The sequence below is a fragment of the Variovorax sp. AC103 genome, assembly GCF_979254005.1.
In genome coordinates, this window is sequence record NZ_CEEDFC010000004.1 from 204,064 (window position 1) to 229,341 (window position 25,278).

The 25,278-nt window shown below is 69.4% G+C and carries 27 protein-coding genes; 16 read left to right on the forward strand and 11 right to left on the reverse strand.

Going from position 1 to position 25,278, the window contains the following annotated elements:
* Positions 1–2: 2 nt before the first annotated feature.
* Positions 3–692, reverse strand: coding sequence for a DUF1294 domain-containing protein (locus AC0IYU_RS07615; protein ID WP_472114790.1), 690 nt, complete (start codon positions 690–692; stop codon positions 3–5).
* A gap of 68 nt (positions 693–760) precedes the next feature.
* On the opposite strand from AC0IYU_RS07615, the gene AC0IYU_RS07620 reads away from it, so the two are divergent.
* Entirely contained in the window at positions 761–1,669 is a 909-nt protein-coding gene (locus tag AC0IYU_RS07620) for a hypothetical protein (RefSeq protein ID WP_472114793.1), read from the forward strand.
* A gap of 31 nt (positions 1,670–1,700) precedes the next feature.
* On the opposite strand, the gene AC0IYU_RS07625 is transcribed toward AC0IYU_RS07620, so the two are convergent.
* Positions 1,701–2,600, reverse strand: a complete 900-nt coding sequence (locus AC0IYU_RS07625; protein ID WP_472114796.1) for a CoA transferase — start codon at positions 2,598–2,600, stop codon at positions 1,701–1,703.
* A 167-nt stretch (positions 2,601–2,767) separates the two neighbouring features.
* Between AC0IYU_RS07625 and AC0IYU_RS07630 the strand changes: the two genes are divergently transcribed.
* Entirely contained in the window at positions 2,768–3,670 is a 903-nt protein-coding gene (locus tag AC0IYU_RS07630; protein ID WP_472114799.1) for an SDR family oxidoreductase, read from the forward strand.
* A 17-nt stretch (positions 3,671–3,687) separates the two neighbouring features.
* Here AC0IYU_RS07630 and AC0IYU_RS07635 read toward each other — a convergent pair whose 3' ends face one another.
* Positions 3,688–4,155 carry an Lrp/AsnC family transcriptional regulator gene (locus tag AC0IYU_RS07635; RefSeq protein ID WP_472114802.1) on the reverse strand — a complete coding sequence of 156 codons (468 nt, stop codon included), beginning with the start codon at positions 4,153–4,155 and terminating at the stop codon, positions 3,688–3,690.
* Between the two features lie 125 nt (positions 4,156–4,280).
* Between AC0IYU_RS07635 and AC0IYU_RS07640 the strand changes: the two genes are divergently transcribed.
* Positions 4,281–4,889, forward strand: coding sequence for a glutathione S-transferase family protein (locus AC0IYU_RS07640; RefSeq protein ID WP_472114805.1), 609 nt, complete (start codon positions 4,281–4,283; stop codon positions 4,887–4,889).
* A gap of 10 nt (positions 4,890–4,899) precedes the next feature.
* Here AC0IYU_RS07640 and AC0IYU_RS07645 read toward each other — a convergent pair whose 3' ends face one another.
* On the reverse strand, positions 4,900–5,298 hold the full coding sequence (locus tag AC0IYU_RS07645) for a DUF488 domain-containing protein (RefSeq protein ID WP_472114808.1): 399 nt from the start codon (positions 5,296–5,298) through the stop codon (positions 4,900–4,902).
* A gap of 18 nt (positions 5,299–5,316) precedes the next feature.
* Complete coding sequence (locus tag AC0IYU_RS07650) at positions 5,317–7,209, reverse strand: PhoX family protein (RefSeq protein ID WP_472114811.1); 1,893 nt, start codon at positions 7,207–7,209, stop codon at positions 5,317–5,319.
* A gap of 98 nt (positions 7,210–7,307) precedes the next feature.
* Here AC0IYU_RS07650 and AC0IYU_RS07655 point away from each other — a divergent pair, with 98 nt between their 5' ends.
* Both AC0IYU_RS07655 and AC0IYU_RS07660 read left to right on the forward strand, forming a co-directional pair.
* Positions 7,308–8,135, forward strand: a complete 828-nt coding sequence (locus AC0IYU_RS07655) for a crotonase/enoyl-CoA hydratase family protein (protein ID WP_435483988.1) — start codon at positions 7,308–7,310, stop codon at positions 8,133–8,135.
* Between the two features lie 362 nt (positions 8,136–8,497).
* Complete coding sequence (locus AC0IYU_RS07660) at positions 8,498–8,812, forward strand: hypothetical protein (protein WP_472114814.1); 315 nt, start codon at positions 8,498–8,500, stop codon at positions 8,810–8,812.
* Between the two features lie 15 nt (positions 8,813–8,827).
* Here AC0IYU_RS07660 and AC0IYU_RS07665 read toward each other — a convergent pair whose 3' ends face one another.
* From AC0IYU_RS07665 to AC0IYU_RS07680, 4 genes are all read right to left on the reverse strand, one after another.
* Positions 8,828–9,043 carry a hypothetical protein gene (locus AC0IYU_RS07665; protein WP_472114817.1) on the reverse strand — a complete coding sequence of 72 codons (216 nt, stop codon included), beginning with the start codon at positions 9,041–9,043 and terminating at the stop codon, positions 8,828–8,830.
* Between the two features lie 56 nt (positions 9,044–9,099).
* Positions 9,100–10,359: an acyl-CoA dehydrogenase family protein gene (locus AC0IYU_RS07670; protein WP_472114820.1), complete on the reverse strand. Its 1,260-nt coding sequence runs from the start codon at positions 10,357–10,359 to the stop codon at positions 9,100–9,102.
* A 118-nt stretch (positions 10,360–10,477) separates the two neighbouring features.
* Positions 10,478–11,623, reverse strand: a complete 1,146-nt coding sequence (locus AC0IYU_RS07675; RefSeq protein ID WP_472114823.1) for a DSD1 family PLP-dependent enzyme — start codon at positions 11,621–11,623, stop codon at positions 10,478–10,480.
* A gap of 153 nt (positions 11,624–11,776) precedes the next feature.
* A complete protein-coding gene (locus tag AC0IYU_RS07680; RefSeq protein WP_472114826.1) occupies positions 11,777–12,466 on the reverse strand; it encodes a GntR family transcriptional regulator in 690 nt (229 codons plus the stop codon).
* A 137-nt stretch (positions 12,467–12,603) separates the two neighbouring features.
* On the opposite strand from AC0IYU_RS07680, the gene AC0IYU_RS07685 reads away from it, so the two are divergent.
* Genes AC0IYU_RS07685 through AC0IYU_RS07710 form a run of 6 tightly spaced genes read left to right on the forward strand, consistent with a single transcriptional unit; the run spans position 12,604 to position 19,223 of the window.
* Entirely contained in the window at positions 12,604–13,581 is a 978-nt protein-coding gene (locus AC0IYU_RS07685) for a VOC family protein (protein ID WP_472114829.1), read from the forward strand.
* 59 nt (positions 13,582–13,640) lie between these two features.
* Entirely contained in the window at positions 13,641–14,495 is an 855-nt protein-coding gene (locus tag AC0IYU_RS07690) for a fumarylacetoacetate hydrolase family protein (protein ID WP_472114832.1), read from the forward strand.
* 52 nt (positions 14,496–14,547) lie between these two features.
* Positions 14,548–15,771: an amino acid ABC transporter substrate-binding protein gene (locus tag AC0IYU_RS07695; protein WP_472114834.1), complete on the forward strand. Its 1,224-nt coding sequence runs from the start codon at positions 14,548–14,550 to the stop codon at positions 15,769–15,771.
* Positions 15,771–16,631, forward strand: a complete 861-nt coding sequence (locus tag AC0IYU_RS07700) for a branched-chain amino acid ABC transporter permease (RefSeq protein WP_435438664.1) — start codon at positions 15,771–15,773, stop codon at positions 16,629–16,631. The genes AC0IYU_RS07695 and AC0IYU_RS07700 overlap by 1 nt, the downstream gene beginning before the upstream one ends.
* Positions 16,628–18,436, forward strand: a complete 1,809-nt coding sequence (locus tag AC0IYU_RS07705; RefSeq protein ID WP_472114837.1) for a branched-chain amino acid ABC transporter ATP-binding protein/permease — start codon at positions 16,628–16,630, stop codon at positions 18,434–18,436. Before AC0IYU_RS07700 ends, AC0IYU_RS07705 begins: the two co-directional genes overlap by 4 nt.
* Positions 18,429–19,223 (forward strand): ABC transporter ATP-binding protein, encoded by a 795-nt coding sequence (locus AC0IYU_RS07710; RefSeq protein WP_472114840.1) that lies wholly within the window; start codon positions 18,429–18,431, stop codon positions 19,221–19,223. The genes AC0IYU_RS07705 and AC0IYU_RS07710 overlap by 8 nt, the downstream gene beginning before the upstream one ends.
* Here AC0IYU_RS07710 and AC0IYU_RS07715 read toward each other — a convergent pair.
* Positions 19,144–19,467, reverse strand: a complete 324-nt coding sequence (locus tag AC0IYU_RS07715; protein WP_472114843.1) for a hypothetical protein — start codon at positions 19,465–19,467, stop codon at positions 19,144–19,146. The genes AC0IYU_RS07710 and AC0IYU_RS07715 overlap by 80 nt on opposite strands.
* Positions 19,468–19,546: 79 nt before the next feature.
* Positions 19,547–20,989, reverse strand: a complete 1,443-nt coding sequence (locus AC0IYU_RS07720) for an amidase family protein (protein WP_472114846.1) — start codon at positions 20,987–20,989, stop codon at positions 19,547–19,549.
* Between the two features lie 138 nt (positions 20,990–21,127).
* Here AC0IYU_RS07720 and AC0IYU_RS07725 point away from each other — a divergent pair, with 138 nt between their 5' ends.
* The 5 genes from AC0IYU_RS07725 to AC0IYU_RS07745 are packed head-to-tail and all read left to right on the forward strand — an operon-like array spanning position 21,128 to position 25,265.
* Entirely contained in the window at positions 21,128–22,135 is a 1,008-nt protein-coding gene (locus AC0IYU_RS07725; protein ID WP_472114849.1) for an ABC transporter substrate-binding protein, read from the forward strand.
* A gap of 16 nt (positions 22,136–22,151) precedes the next feature.
* Positions 22,152–23,003 (forward strand): ABC transporter ATP-binding protein, encoded by an 852-nt coding sequence (locus tag AC0IYU_RS07730; RefSeq protein ID WP_472114852.1) that lies wholly within the window; start codon positions 22,152–22,154, stop codon positions 23,001–23,003.
* Complete coding sequence (locus AC0IYU_RS07735; protein WP_435483974.1) at positions 23,000–23,758, forward strand: ABC transporter permease; 759 nt, start codon at positions 23,000–23,002, stop codon at positions 23,756–23,758. The genes AC0IYU_RS07730 and AC0IYU_RS07735 overlap by 4 nt, the downstream gene beginning before the upstream one ends.
* On the forward strand, positions 23,755–24,495 hold the full coding sequence (locus tag AC0IYU_RS07740; protein WP_435483973.1) for an ABC transporter permease: 741 nt from the start codon (positions 23,755–23,757) through the stop codon (positions 24,493–24,495). The genes AC0IYU_RS07735 and AC0IYU_RS07740 overlap by 4 nt, the downstream gene beginning before the upstream one ends.
* Entirely contained in the window at positions 24,495–25,265 is a 771-nt protein-coding gene (locus AC0IYU_RS07745) for a class II aldolase/adducin family protein (protein WP_472114855.1), read from the forward strand. Before AC0IYU_RS07740 ends, AC0IYU_RS07745 begins: the two co-directional genes overlap by 1 nt.
* The last annotated feature ends 13 nt before the right edge of the window (positions 25,266–25,278 follow it).

Sequence of the window (25,278 nt, forward strand, 5' to 3'; positions counted from 1 at the left end):
CTTCAGAAGGCCGGCAGGCCCGCCGGCAGCAGCTTGCCCACCCAGGCACCCACGGCCGCCAGGTGGGCCAGCACCGTGGCCCAGTAGCCGGCCATGAAGCTCGTCTTGCGCACCTTGTGGCGGAACAACCGCTGCGCCACCCATGCGCCCGGCCAGCCCCCGACCAGCGAGAGCAGGTGCAGCGTGTTTTCCGCGGTGCGCCAGCGGCCTGTTTCGGCGGCGTTCTTGTCGAAGCCGTAGATGAAGAAGGTCAGCAGGCTGAGCAGCAGCAACACGCCCAGCGCGATCGGCGGAACGCGCGCGGTCCACACGCCGTAGCCCAGCAGTGCGGCGTAGCCCACGAGCAGCAGGGCCATCGGCAGCGACGATGAAGAGGAGGGCGCGGCCTCCCGGCGCCGGCTGGTGGCGCGAACGTTCGGTGTGCGAGCTGGAACGGCAGGCCGCGGGGGCTGTCGTTGTCGCTCCTGCGGACGCTGTTGCACGGCGCCTTCGGCCTGCACCGCCACCGCGCGCGGCCCCTTGCCGCCCACATGGATCTCTTCGAACGCCAGCTTCATGCCGACCTGCGGCGTGATACCGCGGTCCGTGAAGTCGCGCAGGTGCACGAACACGTCTGCGGAAATGTGGGGGCTGCGGATGAAGCCGAAGCCCCGGTCCTTTTCCCATCGAACGAGCGTGCCTTGGCGTTTCATGGGCGGGATTCTCGCCGTTGCGCGGTGAGGCGCGCACGCGCGGCCGCGCCGTTGTATGGTGTGGCCCCATGAGCAGTTCGCCCCCACAGCCGGCTTCATGGACGCGCCTTCTGGCAGGGACGCTGCTGCTTTCGGCCTCGCTCCTGGCAAGTGCCGCCGCGCCGGAGCCGTCGACCGCCCAGGCACTGCGCGCCACCCACCAGCGGCTGAGCGACAAGCTCGACCACAGCAGCTTCGGGCGGCCCGTGCAGCTCGATTCCACGGAAACGGCCGACGGCGTGCAGGGCGACGTCTACGCGGTGGTCGACCATCCGCTGTCGGAGATCAGCGCCACGCTCAAGGGCTCGGCCCATTGGTGCGACGTGCTCACCCTGCACATCAACAACCGGCGCTGCGTCGCGGCCGGCGCACCGCAGGGGCGCGAAGCGCTCACGCTCTACGTGGTGCGGCGCTACGACAAGCCGCTCGACCAGGCCTTCGAGCTGCCCTTCGTCTACCGCGTGGCCAGCGCGACGCCCGAGCACCTGTCGGTCGAGTTGACGGCCGAGAGCGGGCCGCTGGGCACCAGCAACTACCACGTGACGCTGGAGGCCATTGCGCTGGACGAACGCAAGAGCTTCCTGCACTTCAGCTACAGCTACGACCACACCACCATGGTGCGGCTGGGCACCATGGCCTACCTGGCGACCTTCGGCAGCGACAAGGTGGGCTTCACCGTGCTGGGCAAGACGCCCGAAGGGCAGCCCGACTACATCCGCGGCCTGCGCGGGCTGGTGGAGCGCAATGCGATGCGCTACTTCCTGACGCTGGACGCCTACCTTGCGGCGCCTGGGCCGGGGGCGGAGCAGCTCGACCGCCGGCAGCGGCGCTGGTTCGCCGGGGCCGAGCAGTACCCGCGGCAGTTGCACGAGGTCGACCTCGACACCTACCTCGCGCTCAAGCGCGAAGACCGGCAACGCGACGGCGCGCCTAGATGAGCGGGCCAAGTGAGCGGGCCGGCGTGCTCGATCAGTTTGCCAGCGTGAGCAGCGGCACGTCGCGCTCGCGGCCCATGGCGTCGAGCTCGGCCCGCGTGCGGCCTGCCAGCCATGCAGCCAGCGCCTCGTGCGTGGCCGGCGCCATCATGTCGCGCGATGCGATCTGCGCCGCCTCGCAGAGCCTGGCCGCGAAATGCGGCTCCAGCGCGGCCACCGCCACACGGCCGTCGGCGCAGGGGTACACGCGGTAACCCGCGTGCGCGCCCCCGACCGCCCCCGAGGGCTGCGTCAGGCCCCAGGTGCGGGGCAGGGCGAGCCAGTCGGCCGAGGCGTTCAACGCCACCTCGAGGTACACGCCGCCCGCCTTGCGTGACTGCAGCAGCATGGCCTTGAGCACCGCCTCGCTCGCGAGCAGCGCACCGCCCATGTCGGCGTAAAGCGTCGGCGGCAGCTCGGTGCCGGTGACGAGCCCGCTTTCCGCGAGGTAGGTCAGGTCGTGCCCCGGTTCCTCGGCGCGCTCGCCCGGCGCCCCGACGATGGCCACCTGCGACAGCGACGGGTGGCGTGCGTGCAGCGTGGCCCAGTCGAGCTCGAGCTTGTGGAGCGCGGAGGGGCGGAACGAGGTGAGCAGCACGTCGGTCTTCGCGAGTTCGGCGTGCAGCTGCTGCTGGCCGGCTTCGCTCTTCAAGTCCACGGCGCGGATCTCGACGCCCTCGTGCAGCGCGGCATAGGCGGGCCGGTTGTACAGCCCCATCGGGTCGCCGCCCGGCGGCTCCAGCTTGAGGCAGGTGGCGCCCATCGCGCGGCAGCGCAGCAGCGCGGCGGGGCCGGGCAGGTTGAGCGCGAGGCTCACGATGCGCACGCCTTCGAGCGGTGCGGCAGGGGCGTTGACCGCATCGGCGGCGTTGACGGAGCTGGCGGAACTCGGCATCGGTCTTGTCTCCAGGGAGCTTGTTTCGCACATTCTCACCCGGTGCGCCTGCACCCGAAGTCCCGCAGGGAGCCACTTCCCGCAAGCCGCCGTGCCGCCCCGCGCGTAGCATCCGCTGGTGGCAGCCACATCCACCTTGCCGCTGCCTCAACGAACAGGAGACAGACATGTTTGAAGCTTCCCTCATGAGCGGCCAGCGCATCCTGGTGACCGGCGGGGGCACCGGCCTGGGCCGGGCCATGGCCGAGCGCTTCCTGGGCCTGGGCGCCGACGTGGCCATCTGCGGGCGGCGCCAGGCGGTCTGCGAGGAAACGGCGGCCGAATGGCGCCAGCAGTTCCCGGACCGGCGCATCGACACTTTCGGCGTGGACATCCGCATTGCGCAGAGCGTGGACGACATGGTCGATAGCCTGTTCAAGAGCGGCGGCCTCACCGGGCTGGTCAACAACGCGGCGGGCAACTTCGTCTCGCCCACCGAAAACCTCTCGCCGCGCGCCTTCGATGCCGTCGCCAACATCGTCTTCCACGGCAGCTTCTACGTGACGCAGGCCGTGGGCAAGCGCTGGGTGGCGCAGGCCAAGGCGGGCGAATGGAAGAGCGGCGACGCCTACCGCAGCGTCATGAGCATCATCACGACCTGGGTCGACAACGGCAGTCCCTACGTGGTGCCCTCGGCCATGAGCAAGGCCGGCATCGACGTGATGACCAAGTCGCTCGCGGTCGAATGGGCGCGGCACGGCATCCGGCTGAACGCCGTGGGCCCCGGCGAGATTCCCACCGAAGGCATGAGCAAGCGCCTGAACCCCGGCGAAGAGCCCGGCGCGCGCAGCAAGCTGCACAACCCGATGGCGCGTACCGGCCGCATGAGCGAGCTGCAGAACCTCGCGGCCTTCCTGATGGCGCCGGGCCAGTGCGACTGGCTCACGGGCCAGAGCATCATGATGGACGGCGGCAACGCGCTGGCCACCGGCGGCAACTTCTACGAACTGCGCCAGTGGAGCGACGCCGACTGGCTGGCCGCGCGCGAACGCATCGAGGCGCAGAACCAGAAGGACAAGGCCCAGCGCTGATCTGCGGGGCTCGCTGCCTACTTCTTCGGCGACATCGCCGGCCGGGCGGCGTGCACCGTGACGTGCTTGTTCACCGGGCTCGACAACACCAGCGAGGTGCTCACCGCGCCATCGACCGCCAGCGCGTCCACCACGCGCTCCAGGTCGGCCGGCTCGGCGATCGCGCAGCGCACGATGAAGCAGTCCGCGCCCGTCACGCGGTCGGCGCTCAGCACCTCGGGCATGGCCTCGAACAGCTTCAGGTACCTGGCAATGCCGGCGTGCGTGGTCTCGATGCGGATGATGGCCTGCAGCCCCACGCCCAGCGCGCGCAGGTTGACGCGCGCGCCGTAGCCCTCGATCACGCCGGCCTCCTCGAGCTTGCGCACGCGCTCGCTCATGGCCGGCTGCGACAGGCCGATGCGCTTGCCGATGGCGGCCAGGCTCTGGCGCGCGTCGGCCTGCAGCGCTTCGAGGATCAGCCGGTCTTTCTTGTCGATGTTCATGGGGGGCGAAGTCAGGGGTGTAGCGGCCGATGCCTGATCGGTTTGCGGCCGCGATTTTCGATGGATTGCGCTTCTGCGCGCGCGGCACGCCCGCTATCGTGGTTCTCATTTTTCCAGGAGAACCCATGCAACTCGTCGGCATGCTCGACTCACCCTACGTGCGGCGCGCCGCCATCTCGCTGCGCCTGCTCGGCCTGCCTTTCGTGCACAGGCCGGTCTCGGTCTTCAGCACCTTCGAGCAGTTTCGCGCGATCAACCCGGTGGTGAAGGCGCCCACGCTGGTGTGCGACGACGGCACGGTGCTGATGGACTCCACGCTGATCATCGACCATGCCCAGGCGCTGAGCGGGCGCAGCCTGATGCCCGCCGACCCCGCCCGACGGCTGCGTGCACTGCGCCTCACGGGGCTCGCGCTCGCGGCCTGCGAGAAGACCGTGCAGATCGTCTACGAGCACCAGCTGCGGCCGGCCGAGAAGCTGCACCAGCCGTGGGTCGACCGCGTGCGAAGCCAATTGATGGCCGCGTATTCGGCGCTGGAAGCGGAGGTGGCCGCTTCGCCGCTGTCCGCCGAGGAAACGACGATGACGCAGGCCGGCGTGTCGAGCGCCGTGGCGTGGTCCTTCACGCAGTTGATGCTGCCCGAGCTCATCTCGCCCGGCGGTTTCCCCGCGTTGGCGGCGCATGCCGCGCAGGCGGAACACCTGCCCGTGTTCCTCGGCGCGCCGCAGGTCTGAACGAGCAGGTTCAGTCCGTGATGTCCGCGCCGCGCTCGGCCAGCAGGCTGCGCAGCACGCCGCGGTGGCAGTGCGACTCGTGCTCGCAATAGCAGCCGATCGCCAAGGCCGTGCCGTGCGACAGCGCTGCCAGCAGGTCGAGGCTGCGGCTCGCGTCCGGTTCGGCCATCTCAGCCTTGAACCTGCGCACGAAGGCGTTCCATTGCGCGGGCGAACCGCTCGCCTGTGCCTCCTGCGCCTGCTTCATCGTCTCGACGGAGGGCGCCAGGTTCGGGAACCACACGTCGTACCAGTCCTGCGAGGCGAACTCGGTCTTCGGAACGCCGCGCGGCGGGCGGCGCACGGTGCCGACGCGCAAGCCTTCGCCGGGTGCGCGCGGCGTGCCCAGGCGGACGATGCGGATGCTCATGCGGTTGCTCCCCGGGATTCAGGTGCCGACGATGCCGCCGTCGCGCCGGCGGATCGCCAGCGTGGCCGAGCGTGGCCGCGTGCTGCCCGGCACGGTGCCGTCGGGCCATGCGCTGTTGTGGCCGCCGTCGCCGTCGTCGCGCGCCTCGCCCGGATGCTGGATGTTGACGAACAGCGTGCGCCGGTCGGGCGTGACCACGCAGCCCGTGATCTCGCAGCCGTTCGGCCCGGTGAGAAAGCGCTTGATGCGCCCTGACGCCGGGTCGGCGCACAGCATCTGGTTGTTGCCCAGCGCGGTGTAGGGCGGCTTGCCGATCAACTGGCCGCTCATGTCGGTCTGGATCCAGAGCAGGCCGCCCCGGTCGAAATGCAGGCCGTCGGGCGCGCCGAACATGTCGGCATCGGCGCTGGGGTAGCGCGCGCCGCTGCCGGGCTGCGCCGGGTCGCCCGCGAGCGCGAAATGGTCCCAGGCGAAGGCGCTGCTCGCGGCGTCGCCGCCGTCCTCTCGCCAGCGCAGGATGCCGCCGAAGAAGTTGTCGGCACGCGGGTTGGCCGCGTCGGGGCCGGGCTTGCCGGCGTCGCCGCGCTGGGTGTTGTTGGTGAGCGTGACGTACACCTCGCCGGACTGCGGGTGCACGGCAATCCATTCGGGCCGGTCCATCTTCGTGCCGCCGACGATGTCGCCGGCCAGCCGGGCGTGGATGAGCACCTCGGCCTGGTCGGCAAAGCCGTGCGCCGCGTCCAGCCCGTCGCGCCCGTGCCTGAGCTCCAGCCATTGGCCGCGCCCGCCCGCGTCGTAGCGCGCCACGTGCAGCGTGCCCTCGTCCAGCAGGTGCCGGTTGGCGGCGCGCGCGGCGGCGTCCGTGCCGGGGCGCACCTTGTCGCGGCTGACGAACTTGTAGATGTATTCGAAGCGCGAGTCGTCGCCCATGTAGACCACCAGGCGGCCGTCCTTCGCGACGGTGCAGGTGGCGCTTTCCTGCCGCTTGCGGCCCAGCGCGGTGCGCTTGACGGGCGTGGCGGTCGCGTCGAACGGATCGATCTCGACCACCCAGCCGAAGCGGTGTGGTTCGTTGGGATGCCGGCTCAGGTCGAAGCGCTCGTCGAAGCGCCAGTACTCGACCCATTGCGCGCCCGGCACCGTGCCGTAGCGGCGCTGCGCGGGCGTCATGGCCTGCGCGGCTTCCTTGGGGCCGCCGAAGTAGCCGTGAAAGTTCTCCTCACAGGTCAGGTAGGTGCCCCACGGCGTGACGCCCATCGCGCAGTTGGCGAAGGTGCCGAGCACCGCGTCGCCCGCCGGGTTGGCGGCGGTGCGCATCAGCGGCGTGCCGGCGGCCGGGCCGGCGATGCGCATCGGCGTGCGGCCGTGCACGCGGCGCGCGAAGGGCGAGGGCAGCACCTGCTGCCAGCCCTGCACGGTGCGGCGGATCTCGATCACCGAGGCGCCCATGGCGTGCAGCGACTTGCGCACCTTGTCGGCGGTCCAGCCCGCGGCATCCGCCGCGCCCTTCACGCCATCGGTGTGCAGCAGCTGCTCGTCGGTGTATTCGTGGTTCATCACGAGCAGGCCGCGTTCGCCGAGCGCATCGAGCGCGAAGAAGTGCATGCCGTCGTGGTGCATGCCGGCCTGCACCGCCTGGTCGTCGGCGCTGTTGCCGGCATCGGGCGCGAAGGCCGGCATCCGGCCCGCCACGCCGGTGGGCGTGCCCCAGGGGTAGAGCAGCTGCCATTCGTACTCGGGCGGTATCGCGATGCCGTCGCGCAGCGAGGCGGGCACGCCGGTGAAGCCGAGCACACCGCCAGGGGCGGGCTGCGCCGGCGGCAGCGATGTGGCGCAGCCCTGTCCGAACAGCGCCACCACCGCGGCGGCCGAGCCCGATTGAAGAAGAAACTGGCGGCGGTCCAATGGCATGGCGAGGTGTTCAGGGTGTTGTGCAGGCGACAGCCGCCATCATCGCGCAGCGCCGCACGGCGCGATACTGGCGCAAGAACCGCCCCAGGAGACACCAAATGAACGACCGCATCGCAACCACCCGCCACGCCGACGGCGTGGTGCAACTGCAGCTCGCCCGCGACGACAAGATGAACGCGCTCGACCCCGCGATGTTCGACGCGCTGATCGAGGCCGGGCAGGCGCTGTGCAGCGACAGCACGGTGCGGGCGGTGGTGATTTCAGGCCGCGGCAAGGCCTTTTGCGCGGGGCTGGACATGGCCTCGTTCCAGCGCATGCAGGAAGGCGCTGGCGCCGACGTGCTGGGCGAGGGGGCCGCGGGGGCCGACCTGCTGGTGCGCACCCACGGCATCTCCAATGCCGCCCAGCAGGTGGCGATGGTCTGGCGCGACGTGCCGGTGCCGGTGATTGCGGCGGTGCATGGCGTGGCCTTCGGCGGCGGCCTGCAGGTGGCGCTGGGCGCGGACATCCGCATCGTGGCGCCCGACACCAGGCTCTCGGTCATGGAAATCAAGTGGGGCCTGGTACCCGACATGGCCGGCATGGTGCTCATGCGCGAGCTGGCCCGCAGCGACGTGGTGCGCGAGCTCACCTACACAGGGCGCATCTTCTCGGGCGAGGAGGCCCTGCGCATCGGCTTCGCCACCCGCGTGGCAGCCGACCCGCTGGCCGAGGCGCTGCAGATGGCGCACGACATTGCGCAGAAGAGCCCCGACGCCATCCGCGCCGGCAAGCGGCTGCTGAACGGCAGCGCGTCGCAGAGCGCTGCGCAACTGCTGCTGGCCGAGTCGCTCGAGCAGAAGGCGCTGATCGGCAGCCCGAACCAGGTCGAGGCGGTGAAAGCCAACATCGAACGCCGCGCGCCGAAGTTCACCGACCCGCACTGACGCTTGCCCGCCGCCTTGTGTTGCGGCGCACAGACGTTGTGGGGTAATCCAGCAGTCTGCCGGGGCCTGTCTTCGCGCACCCTCGCGCCCCTCTGTGTCTTTTCCCGCTCCAGGCAAAGCCGTGCCGGTCTTCCCGTGCGCGCACGCTTTTTCACGCCATTGCAACGTTCGGCCGCAGCGGATGTGCCTTTACGCGTCAATATGTAAGAATAAAGTAGTTGTTTTATGGGGAAAACGAGGGAATTCGGAGACAATTTGTGTGCAGAAGGTCACGTCTTGTCCCCCAGCGACCGTTGGAGGATGGCCCCTGACGCCGCGCTCATCAACAATTGGATGCTTTAGTTTCGCGACAGCGATCCTGCATGTCGATCACTACGTTTTTTTGCAACCTCAGCGTGCCCATCCTGGTGGGCGAGGATCGCTACAAGTACATCCCCATCGTCGGGGTCTTTCGCAGCATTCCGTTCGACCAGGTCGACGAGTGGGTGATGGACGCCGACGGGGCGCCGCGCAGCGACCGCGAACTGGCGGCCGAAGTGCTTGTCGAGATCCGCAAGCCGGCCGTCGCGAGCGGACGCACCTCGCCGCACGCCTTCGAAGTGGCGGACATCCTGCAGCTCGACCGCGCCGCGGCGATTGTGGTGTCCACCTTCCTGGCCGCGTTGCCGCGCGTCTGAACGCGCAGGCCGGGCTCAGTCGCACCTGAACAGCACGCCATTGCCGGGCGTCTGCGGCGCGTCGGCCTGCTCTAGCAAGCGGATCGGGTTGCCGTCCTTGCGGCAATAGGCCTCGGCCTCGGGCTGGCTGCCCGCGCGAAGGATGCCGTCGTACAGCCGCACCACCCCCGTCACGGGCGTGGAGCAGGCGGCCAGGGCCACGGAAACAAGGGCAAGCAACAGCAGGCGCATGAAAAGGTCCAGTCGGAAGATCGGAGACTTTAAGCGCTGCGCCGCCCCGGGGCGCTTCAGGACGCGATCGCGCCCACCGCCCAGTAGAAGGTCGGCCTTGCGCCGTTCAGGAGGTGGTCGCCCACCACGCGGCCCTTGTAGATGGTCGGGTTGTGCGAGGCCAGCGTGCGCGCATTGCGCCAGTGCCGGTCGAGCCGCCGGTCTTCCTGCAGCGCCGAGGCGCCGCCGATGTCGAACAGCCGCGTGCCCGCCTGCAGCACCGCATCGACGATGCCGGCCTGCGCCTTGGCCGTGTTCAGTTCCACTTCGAACAACAGGCTTTCCGGAACCGTCTCGCCGCGCGCGCGGTAGCGGTCGATCTCGCCGAGCCCGCGCGCCACCGCCTGCACGGTGGACGCCGCAATGAACGCCGTGCTGGCGAGCTGCCCGATGACCTGCTGCACCAGCGGATCTTCGCGCGGCGTGCTGCCGCTGCCGTGGGTGTAGATGCGCTTGCGCGGCTGCACGAAGGCCACCGCGTCGCGCACGATGGCGCGCGCAATGCCCGCCAGCGTGGCCAGGTGCGTGAGCTGGAAATGCGCGGTCATCGGCGTGGGCTGGTCGCGCACGTAGAGCAGCACGTTCTCGGGCTTCACGCGCACGTTGCGAAAGCGCGTGGTGCCCGAGGCCGTCAGCCGCTGGCCGAAGCCGCGCCAGTCGTCCACGCGCTCCACGCCCGGTGCCTCGGCCGGCACCAGCGCAATCACGCGGTCGCTGCTGCCGTCGGCGTTCAGCCGCTGGGCCGACACCGCGATCCAGTCGGCGTACAGCGTGCCGGTGCTGTAGTACTTGTCGCCCTCGAGCAGCCACGCGTCGCCTTCGCGCTTGAGCGTGGTCTGCATGGTGCCGATGGCGCCGTCGCCGAGCTCCGTGGTGGCGTTGCCGAACACCACGCCCTCGGCGGCCAGGCGCATCCAAGGGCCATGCAGGGCGGGGTCGATTTCCGCCAGCAACCGCTCGATGAAGCCGAAGTGCGCGCGCAGGATCTGCGGCAGGTTGGAGTCGGCCTCGCCGAGCTCGATCAGCAGGTCGTACAGCTGCTCGACCGACGCGCCGATGCCGCCGTGCTCCAGCGGCACGCGCAGCGCGCCGAAGCGCTCGGCATTGAGCCAGGCCACGGGCTCGTAGGCCAGCTCGCGATCGATTTCGCGTTGCGCCGCGCCCTCGGCGATGCGCTGGAAGACGGGGCGGAAGCGCTCGGCGAGTTTTTGCGAGCCGGGCGCGTGCGCGCCGGCGACGTGCGCTGCGGGGCGCGTCGTTTCTTGGATGGATTCCATGGGGGCGGGGCGGCAATGACGCACGCCCGGAAAGAGAGGAGACAGGCGTGCGACTGTCCCCCGCACCGCGGCATTTGTGAAATACGCTTTTCGCGCTTTCTTATGCCGTGCGCGATGACTAGCGTTTGCCGCGCGCGTCCACCGGCCAGATGCCCACCAGCGTGCCGCCATCGACCACGTGGTACGTGTCGTGCAGGTTCACCGTCGGGTCGCAGTGCGGCGTGACGAACTCCACGCGCGCGCCCAGCGCGGGTCGCGCGCCTGCCGTCACCATCAGCTTGCCGTGCTCGTCGCCGAAGAAGGCATAGCGGGTCGATGCATCCACGCCCCGCGCCACCAGCGGCGCGCCGCTGTCGGTCGAGAAGCACTTGGTGCCCGCGTCGACCGTGACCCAGTCGGGCGCGTTGGTGCTGACCACCGCCGCCTGCACGAACAGCGACACCTCGAAGGGCGAGGCCTGCCCGGCGCCGGCGAGCACCTGCGTGTATTCGGCGTCCATGAACACATAGGAGCCGGCCTGCAGTTCGGTGAATGCGTTCTCCTGCGAATCGAGGTCGTGCGTGCCGGTGCCCGCACCGGTCACGATCTCGAATTGCAGGCCCTGGCGCCTGGCCGCCGCGACGATGCCGGCCACGGTCTCGCGCAGGCCGGCGGCCGCGGCGCTGCGCTCGGCGCGCGCCACGATGTGCTGAAGGTTGCCGGCATACGACTGCAGCCCGCGCAGCCGCAGGCGCGGTTCGGCGGCCACCAGCGCCGCGAGTTCGAGCACCTTCGCCTGCGTGGCGGCGCCGGTGCGGTTGTAGCCGGCGCCGTAGTCCACCAGCACGTCCAGCGGGTGCGTGAGGCCGCTTGCGGCCTGGGCCAGGTCGGCCAGGTTGCGCGGGTTGTCGACCACCACCATCACGTCGCCGGGACGCGCGCGCTGCGCCAGCTTGATGAGCCGCGCGATCTTGCTCGGCGTGACGGCCGGCGAGGTGATCAGTACGCCCGGAATGCCGCCCTCGACCATCACCTCCGCCTCGCCCAGCGTGACGCAGCTCACGCCGACGGCGCCGGCCGCCACCTGGCGGCGCGCGATCTCGACCGACTTGTGCGTCTTCACGTGCGGGCGCAGGTTGACGCCGCGTGCCTTGGCGAAGGCGGCCATGCGTTCGATGTTGCGCGTCATGGCGGGCAGGTCGACCAGCAGTGCGGGTGTGTCGAGCAGATGGCGGCCGCCGGGAACGCCGATCAGGGGCGCGTTGACTTGCAGGTCCTGGAACATCGAGGAAAAGCCTTTGTGGGAAGAGAGTGAGCCTGCGGTGCAGGCCGGGATACGTTGCGAAATGATCGCATCGAACGTTCGGTGCGATGCCTCGTAGTTTCCCAAATGGCCGCACCACGGTGCCGAGCCCGTGACGAGCCGGCGTGGCGCAGCCTACCGGTCGGCGGGCGGGCTCGCCTTCAGCGCGGCCATCAGCAGCCGCCCGGTCGTCTGCAGGTGCTCGCCCATCAGCGCCTGCGCGGCCTGGATGTCGCGGTTGAGCACCGCGTCGAGCAGCGCCTGGTGTTCGGCGCCCACGTCGCGCGATTCCTTGCCCAGCGGCGCCGACAACTGCCGGTAGCGCTCGCTCTGCTGGTACAGCATCTGGTGCATGCGCAGCAGCCAGCTGTTCGGGCAGCCCGAAACCAGCGCGTTGTGAAAGTCGGCGTGGCTGCTGGTCCATTCGGCGCTCAGCACAGTGGGCATGGCCGCGTCGCGCTCGGCCTGCCGCGACAGGCGGTGGTGCGCCGACACCACGCTGCCTTCCCAGCCCAGGTCGCCGTGGCGGATGGCTTCGGCCAGGCAGAGCTTCTCGATCTCGATGCGCGCGTTCACCAGCTCTTCGAGGTCCTCGGGCGAAATCGGGCTCACCCGGTAGCCGCGCGCGGGCTCCGACACCACCAGCGCCTCGGCCTCCAGCATGGCCAGCCCTTCGCGCACCGCGCCCGCGCTCACGTCCAGCTCCTCGGCGAGCGCGGCGATGTTGAGCTTGGAGCCCGGCAGCAGCCGCCCGCCCACGATGGCCGTGCGCAGCTCGGCAAAGACCTGGCGCGTCTGGCCCAGGCCCTTCGTTTTCTCGTTCATTGCACTCCCGTCACACCGCGAAAAACGGTTGATGTTACTTGTTAACCCTAATGATGGATAAACAGCCAAACAATAGACTAACAACAAAATAATATATTGTTTGTCCCAACATGGACAGCCGAACGGAGACACCACCCATGGCCGAGATCCAGCTTCGCACCCAGAAAAGCCCGCACCGCGCGGCGCTGCACGGCGTTCATTCGCTCGATGCCTTCGTCTTCACCGTGCCCGACCTCGACGAAGCCGCGCGCTTCTACGAGGCCTTCGGGCTGGAGCCCAGGCGAGAGGGCGGCCGGCTCGACCTGTACACGGCCGGCCATCCCCATGCCTGGGGTTCGCTCTTCCAGGCGAGTGGCGTGAAGAAGCTGCAGTACCTGCGCTTTGCCTGCTTCGCGGAAGACTTCGACGCCATTGCCGCGCGCATCGAGCGGTTGGGCGCGCCGCGCTGCTCGCCGCATGCGCTGGGCGACGACCGCGGCCTGTGGGTGCTGCATCCGGAGGGCTATGCGGTGCAGCTGGTCGTGGCCGCCAAGAGCGCGCCCGACGCCGGCAGCGAGCCCGTGGTGGCGCCGCGCCCGCCGGTCGGCACCGGGGCGTCGCCGAACCGTGCGCGCATTCCCAAAGTGCGTCCGCGCCGGCTCTCGCACATCCTGCTGTTCAGCGCCAAGGTGCCCGAAGCGGTGCGCTTCTTCGAGGAGGCCCTGGGCCTGCGCGTGACCGACCGCTCGGGCGACCTCATCGTCTTCATGCACGGCGCGCACGGCAGCGACCATCACCTGATCGCCATGGCGCATTCGAACGGGCCGGGCCTGCACCACCTGAGCTGGGACGTCGCCAACATCGACGAGGTCGGGCGCGGCATGGAGCAGATGTACGCCGCCGGCCACGTGCGCGGCTGGGGCGTGGGGCGGCACGTGCTCGGCTCGAATTACTTCCACTACGTGCGCGACCCCTGGGGCAGCTATTCGGAGTACTCCTGCGACATGGACTTCGTGCCCGGCGACTTCGACTGGCCCCACGCCGACCACCCGCCCGAAGACTCCTTCTACGCCTGGGGCCCCAAGGTGCCCGAGGACTTCGTGACCAACTACGAGGTCGAGGCGCCCACGGCCTGAGCACGCTGGCCACCGTTTCTTTTTTTCATTCGAACAACCCCGCCTGACAAGGAATTTCCATGCGTCTTCTCGCCTTCAACCACCACGGCAAGCCGGCCCTCGGCCTGCGCCTCGACAAGGAAGTCGTCAACCTCACGGCCGAAGGCCTGCCCGCCATGCTGGACGAACTGCTGCGTGGCGGCCCCGAGGCCATGGCCGCCGCGAAGAAGGCCGGCGACGCCGCGCGCACGCGCCTGCCGCTGTCCGACATCGACTGGCTGGCGCCGGTGCAGTCGCCTTCCAAGGCCATTGCGGTGGGCCTCAACTACATCGACCACGCCGCCGAAAGCAAGTTCGACCCGCCGACCTATCCGGTGCTGTTCCATCGCTTTCCGTCGTCGTGGGTGGGCCACAACCAGCCGATCGTTCGGCCGCACGTGTCCACGCAGTTCGACTACGAAGGCGAACTGCTGGTGGTCATCGGCAAGGCCGGGCGCTACATCAAGAAGGGCGACGCGCTGAACCACGTGGCGGGCTACTCGGTGTTCAACGACGGCTCCATCCGCGACTACCAGTTCAAGTCCGCGCAATGGATGATGGGCAAGAACTTCGACCGCTCGGGCTCCTTCGGCCCCGAGTTCGTCACCGCCGACGAGCTGCCCGCGGGCGCCGCCGGCCTGAAGCTGCAGACGCGCCTGAACGGAACCGTGCTGCAGGACGCCAACACGCGCGACATGATCTTCGACGTGGCCACGCTGGTGTCGGTGTGCTCCGAGCCCTTCGCGCTGCAGCCGGGCGACATCATCATCGCCGGCACCCCCTCGGGCGTGGGCCTGGCGCGCAAGCCGCAGGTGTTCATGAAGGCGGGCGATGTGTGCGAGGTGGAGATCGAAGGCGTGGGCCTGCTCTCCAACCCGGTCGTCGACGGCGACTGACGCGCGGCTGTTTCCACGCCGCGCAAACAACAACTATTCCGGAGACAAAAAAATGAGCATCGATCGTCGTTCCTTCGTCGCAGCTGTCGGTGCCCTGGGCACCGGCGCGCTCTTCAGCGGCAGCGTCGCCGCGCAGCAGCCCGCGGGCAAGCCCATTCGCGTGGGCGGCACGCTGGCGCTCACCGGGCCGCTGTCGGCCACGGGCCTGGTGCACAAGCTCACGGGCGAGATCTACGTGGAGTCGCTCAACCAGCGCGGCGGCCTGCTGGGCCGGCCGGTGGAGTGGGTGCTGAAGGACGACCAGTCCAAGCCCGACCTCGCGCGCACGCTGTACGAGCAACTGGTGACGGCCGACAAGGTCGACCTGCTCATCGGCCCGTATGCCACGGGCGCCATCCTCTCGGCCATGGGCGTGGCCCAGCGCTACAACAAGACGTTGGTGCACCACACCTTCGGCATTCCCAGCCTAGCCAAGTACGACCAGCAGTTTCCGGCATGGTCGCTCGGCCCCGACCCCGAGAAGACGATGCCCGCCATGGTGTTCGACGCGCTGGCCACGTCGCCCAAGCCGCCGAAGACCGTCGCCATCGTCACCAGCAAGTTCCCCTCGGTGCACTTCGTGGCGCTGGGCGCGCGCGAGGTGGCCCGGCAGCGCGGGCTGAAGGAAGTGCTGTTCCTGGAGTGGGACTTCGGCAACCGCGACTTCGGCCCCATTGCGGGCCGGCTGAAGGAGGCCAACCCCGACTTCATCTGGAACGGCGCCATCGGCCTCGAAGGCAACCAGTTGCTCGATGCGATGAAGAAGATCGACTACGCGCCGCTGCATCACTTCTATCACGTGCCCGCGCCCGCGCCGATGCTCAAGGCGCCCGAGGCCAACGGCGCGCTGGCCACCACCATCTTCGAAGACCATCCGCCCTTCACCGACAACCCGACGGCCGCCGCGTTCGTGAAGCTCTACCGCGAGCGCGCGGCCAAGGCCGCCATGCCCGACACGGCGGTGGAGACGCAGGCGGCCGCGTCGTTCTCGGCCTGGCAGATCATCGAGGCCGCCGTGGTCGCGACGCAGGGCCTGGACGACAAGGCCATGGCCACCTGGCTGCGCGCCAACAAGGTCGACACCATCCAGGGCAAGCTGCGCTTCAACGAGCGCGGCAACTTCGGCGACGACCTCGGCAAGGTGAAGCAGGTGCAGAACGGCAAGTGGGTGGTGGTGTGGCCCAAGGAGTGGGCCGCCCCCGGCGCGAAGCTGCAGACGCGCGGAGTGACAGGCTGATGAGCTTTCCCAGTGCCACGCTGCTGGCCCAGTCCATCCTGGCGGGCCTGTTCACCGGGGCGCTCTACGGCCTGCTGGGGCTCGGCCTCAGCCTGTCGTGGGGCATGCTGCGGCAGATCAACCTGGCGCACTTCGCGCTCGCCTTCCTGGGCGCCTACCTCACGTACGAACTGTCGAGCCACCGCGGCGTCGATCCGCTGCTCACGCTGGTGGTCATCGTGCCGCTGTTCTTCGTGCTGGGCGTGGCGCTGCACTGGGTGCTCACGCGCTTTCGGGTGAGCCCTTTCAACTCGCTGCTGGTCACCTTCGGCATCACCGTGATCATCGAGGCGCTGCTGCAGTGGACCTGGACGGCCGACTACCGCAAGCTGGAGTCGAGCTACGCGGAGCACAAGCTGCAGATCGGCACGCTGTACCTGCCGGTGCCCGAACTCATCACGCTGGGCCTGGGCGTGGGCATCTCGCTGGCGGTGTGGCTCGCGCTGCGCCGCACCGACCTGGGCAAGGCGATGCGCGCGGCGGCCGAAGACGCGCCCATTGCCGCGGCCTTCGGCGTGAACCAGCACGCGCTGGCGCTCATGCTCTCGGGCCTGAACGCGGCGCTGGCCGGCGTGGCGGGCGTGTGCATTGCGTTGGCGTACACGCTGTCGCCCTCGCAGATCTATGCATGGATCGGCGTGGTGTTCGCGGCCGTGATGCTGGGCGGCCTGGGCCGCCCGCTCGGGCCGCTGATTGCGGGCTGCATCATCGGCGTGACCGAGGCCGTGACCATGACCGTGACCGCACCCTCGTGGGCACCGCTGGTGTCGTTCTCGCTGCTGATGTTCGTGCTGCTGGTGCGGCCGGGGAGGGTGGCATGAAGCGCTCGTTCCTGCTGATTCTTGCGGCCGGCGCGGGGCTGGCCGTGGTGCCGTGGCTCGGGCTGCCGGCGTTCTACGAATCCATTCTCTACCTGGTGCTGCACTGGGTGGCGCTGGCCACCTCGTGGAACCTGCTGTCGGGCTACTCGGGGTACTTCTCGTTCGGGCACGGCGCGTTCTTCGGCATCGGCATGTACACCACGGCCACGCTGGCGACACGCTTCGACGTTCCCTTTCTCTGGACGCTGCCGGCCGCCGCCGTGGTGGCCGCGCTGGTGGGCACGCTGCTGGGCGCGGTGGCCTTCCGCGTGCAGGCGGTGCGCGCCGAACTGTTCTCGCTGCTCACGCTGGCCGCCACCTTCGTGGTGGCGACCATCATCCTGAACACGCCCATCGACGGCGGACCGGGCGTGTCCATGAGCGCGGTGGCGGTGCCGCAGCTCGGGCCGACCGCCTCGGGTACCTTCTACCTGCTGGCCCTGGGCGTGGCGGTGGTCACGGTGCTGGCCGCGCTGGCCGTGTACCACTCGCGCTTCGGCACGGGCCTGTTCGCCATCCATGACGACGAGGACGTGGCCGAGGTGATGGGCGTGCCCACCTACCGCTACAAGCTCGGCGCCTTCGCGCTGTCGTGCGGGCTGGCGGGCGTGGTGGGCGGGGTGCATGCGCTGTTCATCTCGTACGTGACCACGGGCGACACCTTCACCATCGCGATGCCGCTCACGGTGGTGCTGATGGCGGTGCTCGGCGGCACGCGGCACTGGGCCGGGCCCATCGTCGGCGCGACGGCGATCACGCTGCTGCTCTATGCCTTCACGGGCGGCGACAGCGCCATCATCGGCAAGGGCCTGACGGGGCTGGTGCTGATCGTGGTGATCCTGTTCATGCCGCAAGGGTTGCTGGGGCAGGTGCTGAAGTGGTGGAGCGCAAGGCGGGGTGCGCCGGCCGCTTCGGCGGCGCCGGCCCTTGCGCCCGTTGCCGCCGAAGCGAAGAAGCCCGCCGTTGCCGACGGCGAGGTGCTGCTGCGTGCGCAAGGCGTGCGCAAGTCCTTCAAGGGCGTGCACGCGCTGCGCGGCGTGAGCCTGGAGGTGCGTCGCGGCGAGATCCTCGGGCTGCTCGGGCCCAATGGCTCGGGCAAGTCGACCTTCATCAATGTCGCGAGCGGCCACTATGCGGTGACGTCCGGGCTCATCGAGTTCGAGGGGCGGCGCATCTCGGGCGTGCCGGCGCACCGCATCGCCCAGGGTGGCATCGCGCGCACGTACCAGATCCCGCGGCCCTTCGCGCACCTCACGGTGCTGGAAAACGTGGCGCTGCCCGCGATGTTCGGCGCGGCCGCGCTCGACCGCCAGACGGCCGAGGCCGAGGCATGGCAGTGGCTGGCCTTCACCGGCCTCACCGAGCGCGCGCACGCCTTGCCGGCCGAGCTGAACCTGCACCAGCGCAAGTTCCTGGAGTTCGCGCGCGCACTGGCCTCGCGCCCGCAGGTGCTGATGCTCGACGAGGTGCTGTCGGGCCTCACGCCGTCGGAAATCGACGAGGCCGTGGCGCTCATTCGCCGCATTCGCGACCAGGGCGCGACCATCGTCTTCGTCGAGCACGTGATGCGCGCGGTGATGGCACTGTGCGACCGCATCGTGGTGTTCAACCGCGGCGAGGTGCTGGCCGAAGGCGCGCCGCACGACGTGATGCAGCGCCCCGAGGTGGTGTCGGCCTACCTGGGGCAGGCGATGGCGCCCGACCCCGCCACACCGGCGAGCGCACCGCCCGCCACGGGCATCGAAAGGGAGCTGGCCCATGCTTGAACTCGAAGCCATCCGCGTCGCCTACGGGCAGGCGACCGCGCTGTGGGACGTGTCGCTGTCCATCGGCAAGGGCGAGCTGCTGTGCATCGTCGGGCCCAACAGCGCGGGCAAGAGCACGCTCATCAACGCGGTGGCCGGGCTGCACCGCATCAGCGCGGGGCGCATGCGCTTCGAGGGGCAGGACATCTCGCGCCTGGCGCCGCACCGCTTCTGCGCGCAGGGCATTGCGCTGGTGCCCGAGGGGCGGCGCCTGTTCACCGAGATGACGGTGCGCGAGAACCTGGAGCTGGGCAGCTACCTGCGCGCGGCGCGCCTGGAGCGCGCACGCTCGATGGAGCATGTGTGCACGCTGTTCCCTGTGCTGAAGGAAAAGCTGGCGCAGCCGGCCGGCTCGCTGTCGGGCGGCCAGCAGCAGATGGTGGCCATCGGCCGTGCGCTGATGGCGCGTCCCAAGCTGCTGCTGCTCGACGAGCCCTCGCTGGGCCTGGCGCCGAGCGTGGTGCTCGACATGTTCACCGCCATCCGGCGCATCCATGCCGAGGGCATCGCGGTGCTGCTGGTGGAGCAGAACGTGGGCATGGCGCTGGACGTGGCCGAACGTGCCGCGGTGCTGGAGGAGGGGCGCATCGTCGCGCTGGGCCGACCGGAGGAACTGATGGCGCGGCCGGAGTTGCGGCGCGCGTACCTGGGGCTGGAAGAAGCCGGCGCTACGCCAGGTGCGACGGCGCATGGTGCCGCGGGCGTCGGGGGCGCCGCAGCGCCAGCCACCACAGCAGCGCGGCATTGATCGCCCAGCTCGCGGCCAGCATCACGAGCGCGGTGCTGGCCACGCCCGGCGACAGGCCCAGCGTGAGCAGGCTCAGCGACCACGGCAGGCCGCCCGCGATGGCGGCGAGCATGCCGACTTCGCTGTCGGGCGCGACGGCCATGGCCAGGATGCACACCACGCCGGTGACCGTGTAGATCAGCGCGGCAGTGCGCCAGCCGGAGCGCCGGGGCGGTCGTGAACTTGCCGGAGTTGCGATGGGCATGCCCTGAGCATCGCCGATCCCACCTCTCCCCGTGAAGGCTTGTTACGCCAAGCCACGTAGTGTTTTGGCGACGCCCGTTTCAGCGATTTGCCAACTTGTGCACAACAGCGGCCACGGGGGCCGGCGGCAGCACGGCCTCGACACCCAGGGCCAGCGCGAGCAGGGCCGTGTCGTCGCCTGCCGCGCCGGTCAGCTCCAGGCCGGCGGGCAGGCCGTCGAAGCTCATTCCCATCGGCAGGCTCAGGGCCGGAAGCCCCGCCATGCCGGCCGGGCCGGTGTTGCGGATGTAGGCCGAGAACGCGGAGGCCGGGCGGCCGCACAGCGTGACTTCCACGTCCTCGCCGATGCGCGCCGCGGTCAGCGGGCTGGTCGGGAACACCAGCGCCGCCAGGTCGTGCCGGGCGAAGCATTCGCGGTAGGCGGCCTGCATGCGCGGGCGCAGGGTGTGCAGCGCGTGGGCGTAGGCCTCGGGCGTGACGGCGGTGTCGCCGAACAGGCGCTCGAACAGCGGGCGCACGTCGGGGCTCGCCACGGCGTCGGTGAGCGCGCGGGCGTCGAAGGGGCGGTCGTGGCGCGCGAAGTAGGCGGCCAGCGCGGGAAGAATCTCGTACAGCGAGATCGACATCGATCCTTCCTGGAACAGCGCACCGGCTTCGGCCAGGTTGCACGGCACCAGCACCGCGCCCGCGGCGCGCAGGCGCTCGAGGCTTTCGCGGGCCAGGCTGGCCACGGGCGGATCGACGTCTTGCCAGAAGTAGGCCTCGGGCACGCCCAGGCGCACCCCCGCCAGCGGTGCGGGAGCAATCCGCAGCGGACCGCCGGCCACGGCGTGGTCGACCAGCACGCAGTCGTCCACGCAGCGCGCCATCACGCCGGCGGTGTCGAAGGTCGGCGAGATCGGCACCAGGCCTTCGTCCGGCCAGCGGTACACGGTCGGGCGGAAGCCCACAAGGCCGCAATGCGCGGCCGGTACGCGCACCGAGCCGCCCGTGTCGGTGCCGATGGCGGCCGGCGCGGCGCGCAGGGCCAGCAGCGCCGCGTTGCCGCCGCTGGAGCCGCCCGTGACGCGCGCCGGGTCGAAGGGGTTGCGCGAGGGTCCGAAGCCATGGTTGTGGCCGGTGACGCCCTGCGACCACTCGTGCAGGTTCGTCTTGCCGAGCACGAGCGCGCCCGCGTCGAGCAGTCGCCGGCTCACTCCGGCATGGACGCGCGGGCGGTGGCCGGCCATCCAGGGGCTGCCGGCGGTGGTGGGCATGCCGGCCACGTCGATGTTGTCCTTGAAGGCCAGCGGCACGCCATGCAGGGGCAGGGTGCCGGGCGCGGGGCGCGGCCCTGCATCCAGTGACGCGGCGGACGCCAGCAGCGCGTCGGGTTCGACGTGCAGCAGGGCGCCGAAAGACACGGTGGCCTCGGCGCGTTCCAGCAGCGCCCGGGCGTAGTCGGTGGCACGCAGGTCGCCGCGGGACATCTGCTCGGCGGCCTGTCGCGCGGAGAGATCGGTCAGCGCATGGATTCGGTTCATGAGGGCTCGAATTGGGGCAGGAGCTGCACTCCGGTGCATGTTCCGGGCCAATTTCGCCGTCTTGCGGCGCAAAACACACTCAAATCGCATGGCATGGATACTGCTTAAATAGTTTTTTGTATTCAAGAGGCTTTCAACATGTCTTTCAAGTCCTTGCGTCTCCTGGCTGTCGTCGCTGCGTCGATGGCCCTTCTGTCGGCCCTGCCGGCGTCCGCTGCTGAAAAGGTGTCCGTGCGCCTGAAGTGGCTGGCGCAGGCGCAGTTCGCTGGCTTCTATGTGGCAAAGGCCAAGGGCTTCTACGACCAGGCCGGCCTCGACCTGACGATCAACCCCGGCGGCCCCAACCTCAACGTCGAGACGCTGGTGGCCTCGGGCAACGACACCTTCGGCCTGGCCGGCGGCACCGAGACCGTGCTGCTCGCCCGCGAAAAGGGCCTGCCGCTGGTGTGCATCGGCGTGACCGTGCAGAAGACGCCCTTCACCTACGTCACCTACAAGGACTCCGGCATCACCAAGGTGCAGGACTTCGCGGGCAAGAAGGTGGCCACCTGGTTCACCGGCACGCAGTACACGCTGTACTCGATGCTGGCCTCGGCCGGCGTGAAGCAGACCGACCTGACCATCGTGCCGCAGTCGGGATCCATGGCGCCCTTCGTCGAGAAGCAGTTCGACGTGGCCGCCGCCACCTACTACAACGAGCTCAACACGCTCAAGGAGCAGGGGCTGGGCGACAAGCTGGTGCTCATCAAGCCCGACGACTACGGCGTGGTGGTGCAGCAAGACACCGTGCTGGTGTCCGAGAAGTACCGCAACGAGAAGCCGCAGCAGGTGCAGGCCTTCATGAACGCCACCGTCAAGGGCTGGAAGTACGCGCTGCAGAACAAGAAGGAGGCCATCGACATCATCATGGCCGCCTCGCCCAGCCTGAACCGCCCGCACCAGGAAGCCATGCTCGACGAGTTCGAAAAGCTCGTGAAGGCCGGCAAGGGCGGCAGCGACGGCATCCTGGCCATCGACCTGCCGACCGTCGAGAAGATGCAGACGCAGCTCGTGGGCTACAAGGCGCTGAAGGCGCCGGCCGACCTGTCGAAGGCCTACGACGCCAGCTTCTGGACGCAGGTGCCTGCGGCCGACAAGAAGTTCTGAGCCGTATCGCAACGTCATGAAATTCATGCCTCACGAAGTGATGCCGCCCGCCGTGGCAGACACGGCGCCGCCCATGCTCGAACTGGTCAACGTGTGGAAGCGCTTCGGTGAGGCGCAGGCCCAGACCGTCGCGGTGTCGGGCGTCAACCTGCGGATCGCGAAGAGCGAGTTCGTCACGCTCGTGGGCCCCTCGGGTTGCGGCAAGTCGACGCTCTTCAACATGATCGCGGGCCTGCTGCCGCCCGACGACGATGGCTCGCTGCTGTTCGGCGGCGCGCCGCAGCGCGACGGCCAGCTGCTCGGCAAGGTGTCGTTCATGCCGCAGCGCGACCTGCTGTTTCCGTGGCGCACCGTGCTGGACAACGCCATCCTCGCGCTCGAGGTGGAAGGCGTGCCGCGCAAGGAGGCGCGTGAACGCGCCCGCGCCATGCTGCCGGAGTTCGGCCTGGCCGGCTTCGCCAACCACTACCCGCACCAGCTGTCGGGCGGCATGCGCCAGCGCGTGGCGCTGATGCGCACCTTCCTGTTCGAGCGCGACCTGATGCTGCTCGACGAACCCTTCGGCGCGCTGGACGCGCTCACCCGCACCCGCATGCAGCACTGGCTGCTGGAGCTGTGGGCGCGCCACCGCCGCACGGTGCTCTTCATCACGCACGACATCGACGAAGCCATCCTGATGGGCGACAAGGTGCTGGTGATGACCGCGCGCCCCGGCACCGTGAAGAGCGAAACCGTGATCGACCTGCCGCGTCCGCGCGACCCGTCGGTGGTGCTCACGCCGGAGTTCATCGGGCTCAAGCAGCGCCTGCTGGCCGAGATCGAGGAAGAAAGCCAGAAGACCTTCGCGCAGGAGGGCACAGCCTCGTGAACGCACTCCTGCAGCGCGCCGTGCGCTCGCCCGTGCTGGCCTTCGTGGGCCTGGCGCTGGTGTGGGAGCTGTGCGTGCACGCCTTCGCGCCGTCGCCGCGCTACCTGCCGGCGCTCAGCGCCATCGCGCAGGACGCCTGGTCGGTGTGGCCGCAACTGGCGCGCGGCTTCGGCCGCACGCTGCTCGAAACGGTGCTGGGCTTTGCCATGGGGGCGGTGTTCGGCTGCCTCTGCGGCACCGTGTTCACTTACTCGCGCTGGATGGAGCGCTCGGTGTTCCCGCTGTTCGTGGTGTCGCAGACGGTGCCGGTGGTGGCCTTCGGTGCGCTCATCGTCATCTGGTTCGGCAACTCGCTGCTGGCCAAGGTGATGACCGCGTTCTTCCTCACGTTCTTCCCCGTCACGGTGAACACGCTGCGCGGGCTGAAGTCGTGCGACCCGCAGCGCATGGCGCTGATGCGCAGCTTCGGCGCCAACCGCTTCACGATGTTCTTCAAGCTGGCCGTGCCCTCGGCGCTGCCGCAGATCATGGTGGGGCTGCGCGTGGCCATCGGCCTGAGCCTCATCGGTTCGGTGGTGGGCGAATGGTTCGGCGAGACCGTGGGCCTGGGCGTGATGCTCATGGAGGCGATGAACGCCGACCTCGTGGTGCGCCTGTGGGTGGTGATGTTTGCCTGCGGGCTGATGGGTGCGCTGCTGTACGGGCTGCTCACCTTCGTGGAAAGGAGGCTCGTATGGTGGCGCAGCGAAAGTTGAAAGATTCGCCCGTGGTGCCGGTGGTGCTGAGCGTGGTCGTGCTGCTGGTGGTGTGGGAGGGCGCGATCCTGTTGTTCAAGATTCCGCCGTTCGTGCTGCCCAGCCTGGGCGCGATCGTGCAGCACGCCTTTACCGACACCGCCCGCCTGATGGCCGCGCTGCTGGCCACGCTGGGCGAAGCACTCGGCGGCTATGCGCTGGGCAGCGTGCTGGGCTTGCTGCTGGCCGTGCTGCTGCTGCTCGCACCGCCGCTGGAGCGCATCGTGATGCCGCTGGCGGTGGCCGTGAACGCGGTGCCCACGGTGGCCTATGCGCCGCTGTTCCTGATCTGGTTCGGCCTGGGCGCCGCCTCGAAGATCGCGCTGGTGGCGCTGGCGGTCGGCTTCACCATGCTGGTGAATGCGCTGCACGGGCTGAAGCAGGCCGACCTGGCGGCGGTGAACCTGATGCGCAGCTTCGGCGCAGGGCCCATGAAGATCGTCTGGCGCCTGCGCCTGCCGGTGGCCATGCCCTCGGTGGTCACTGCCCTGCGCATCGGCGTGCCGCGCAGCATGATCGTCGCGATCGTCGGCGAGATGCTGGGCGCCTATGCGGGGCTCGGGCGAATGATCTATGAGTCGACGCAGCAGGTCGACCTGCTGAGCGTGTGGTCGGCGGTGCTGGTGGCGTCGCTGGCGAGCATGGTGTTCTATGGCCTGCTGATCTGGATCGATCAGAAGCTGGTGTGGTGGCGCTGATGGCAAAGACGAATCCCGCGGCGTATCCCGACACCGAAGCCGAGCTGCGCGTGCAGCTGGCCGCCTGCTACCGGCTGGTGGCGCACTTCGGCATGGACGACCTCATCTACAACCACATCTCGGCACGCGTGCCGGGGCCGGCGCATCACTTCCTGATCAACCCCTACGGGTTGCTGTTCTCGGAAGTGACGGCCTCGTCGCTGGTGAAGATCGACCTCGACGGCCACAAGATCGACGACACCGAGGCCGAGGTCAACCAGGCCGGCTTCGTCATCCACAGCGCCATTCACGCGGGCCGGCCCGACGCGCTGTGCGTGCTGCACACGCACTCCGACGCCGGCACCGCCATCGCGGCCATGCCGAACGGCCTTTCGCCGCTGAGCCAGTTCGCAATGCGCTACCAGGGCCACACCGCGTTCCACGACTACGAAGGCGTGGCGCTGGAAACCGGCGAGCGCGAGCGGCTGGTGCGCGACCTCGGAGCGCACAACACCCTGGTCTTGCGCAACCACGGCATCCTGACCGTGGGCCGCACCATTCCGGAGGCCTTCATCCTCATGTACTACTTCGAGAAGGCGGCCAAGGTGCAGCTGCTTGCGCAGGGCGGCGTGGCGCCCGGCGAATCGCTGGTGTACCCGCAGCCCGAAGTGAGCGACCTGGCCGCGCGCCAGTTCACCGAATTCGCCGGCGACATCCTGCCGCCCGGCACGCGCGAATGGCCTGCGTTCCTGCGCATGCTGGAGCGCACGCAGCCCGACTACAGGCTCTGACAGCCGCTCTTTT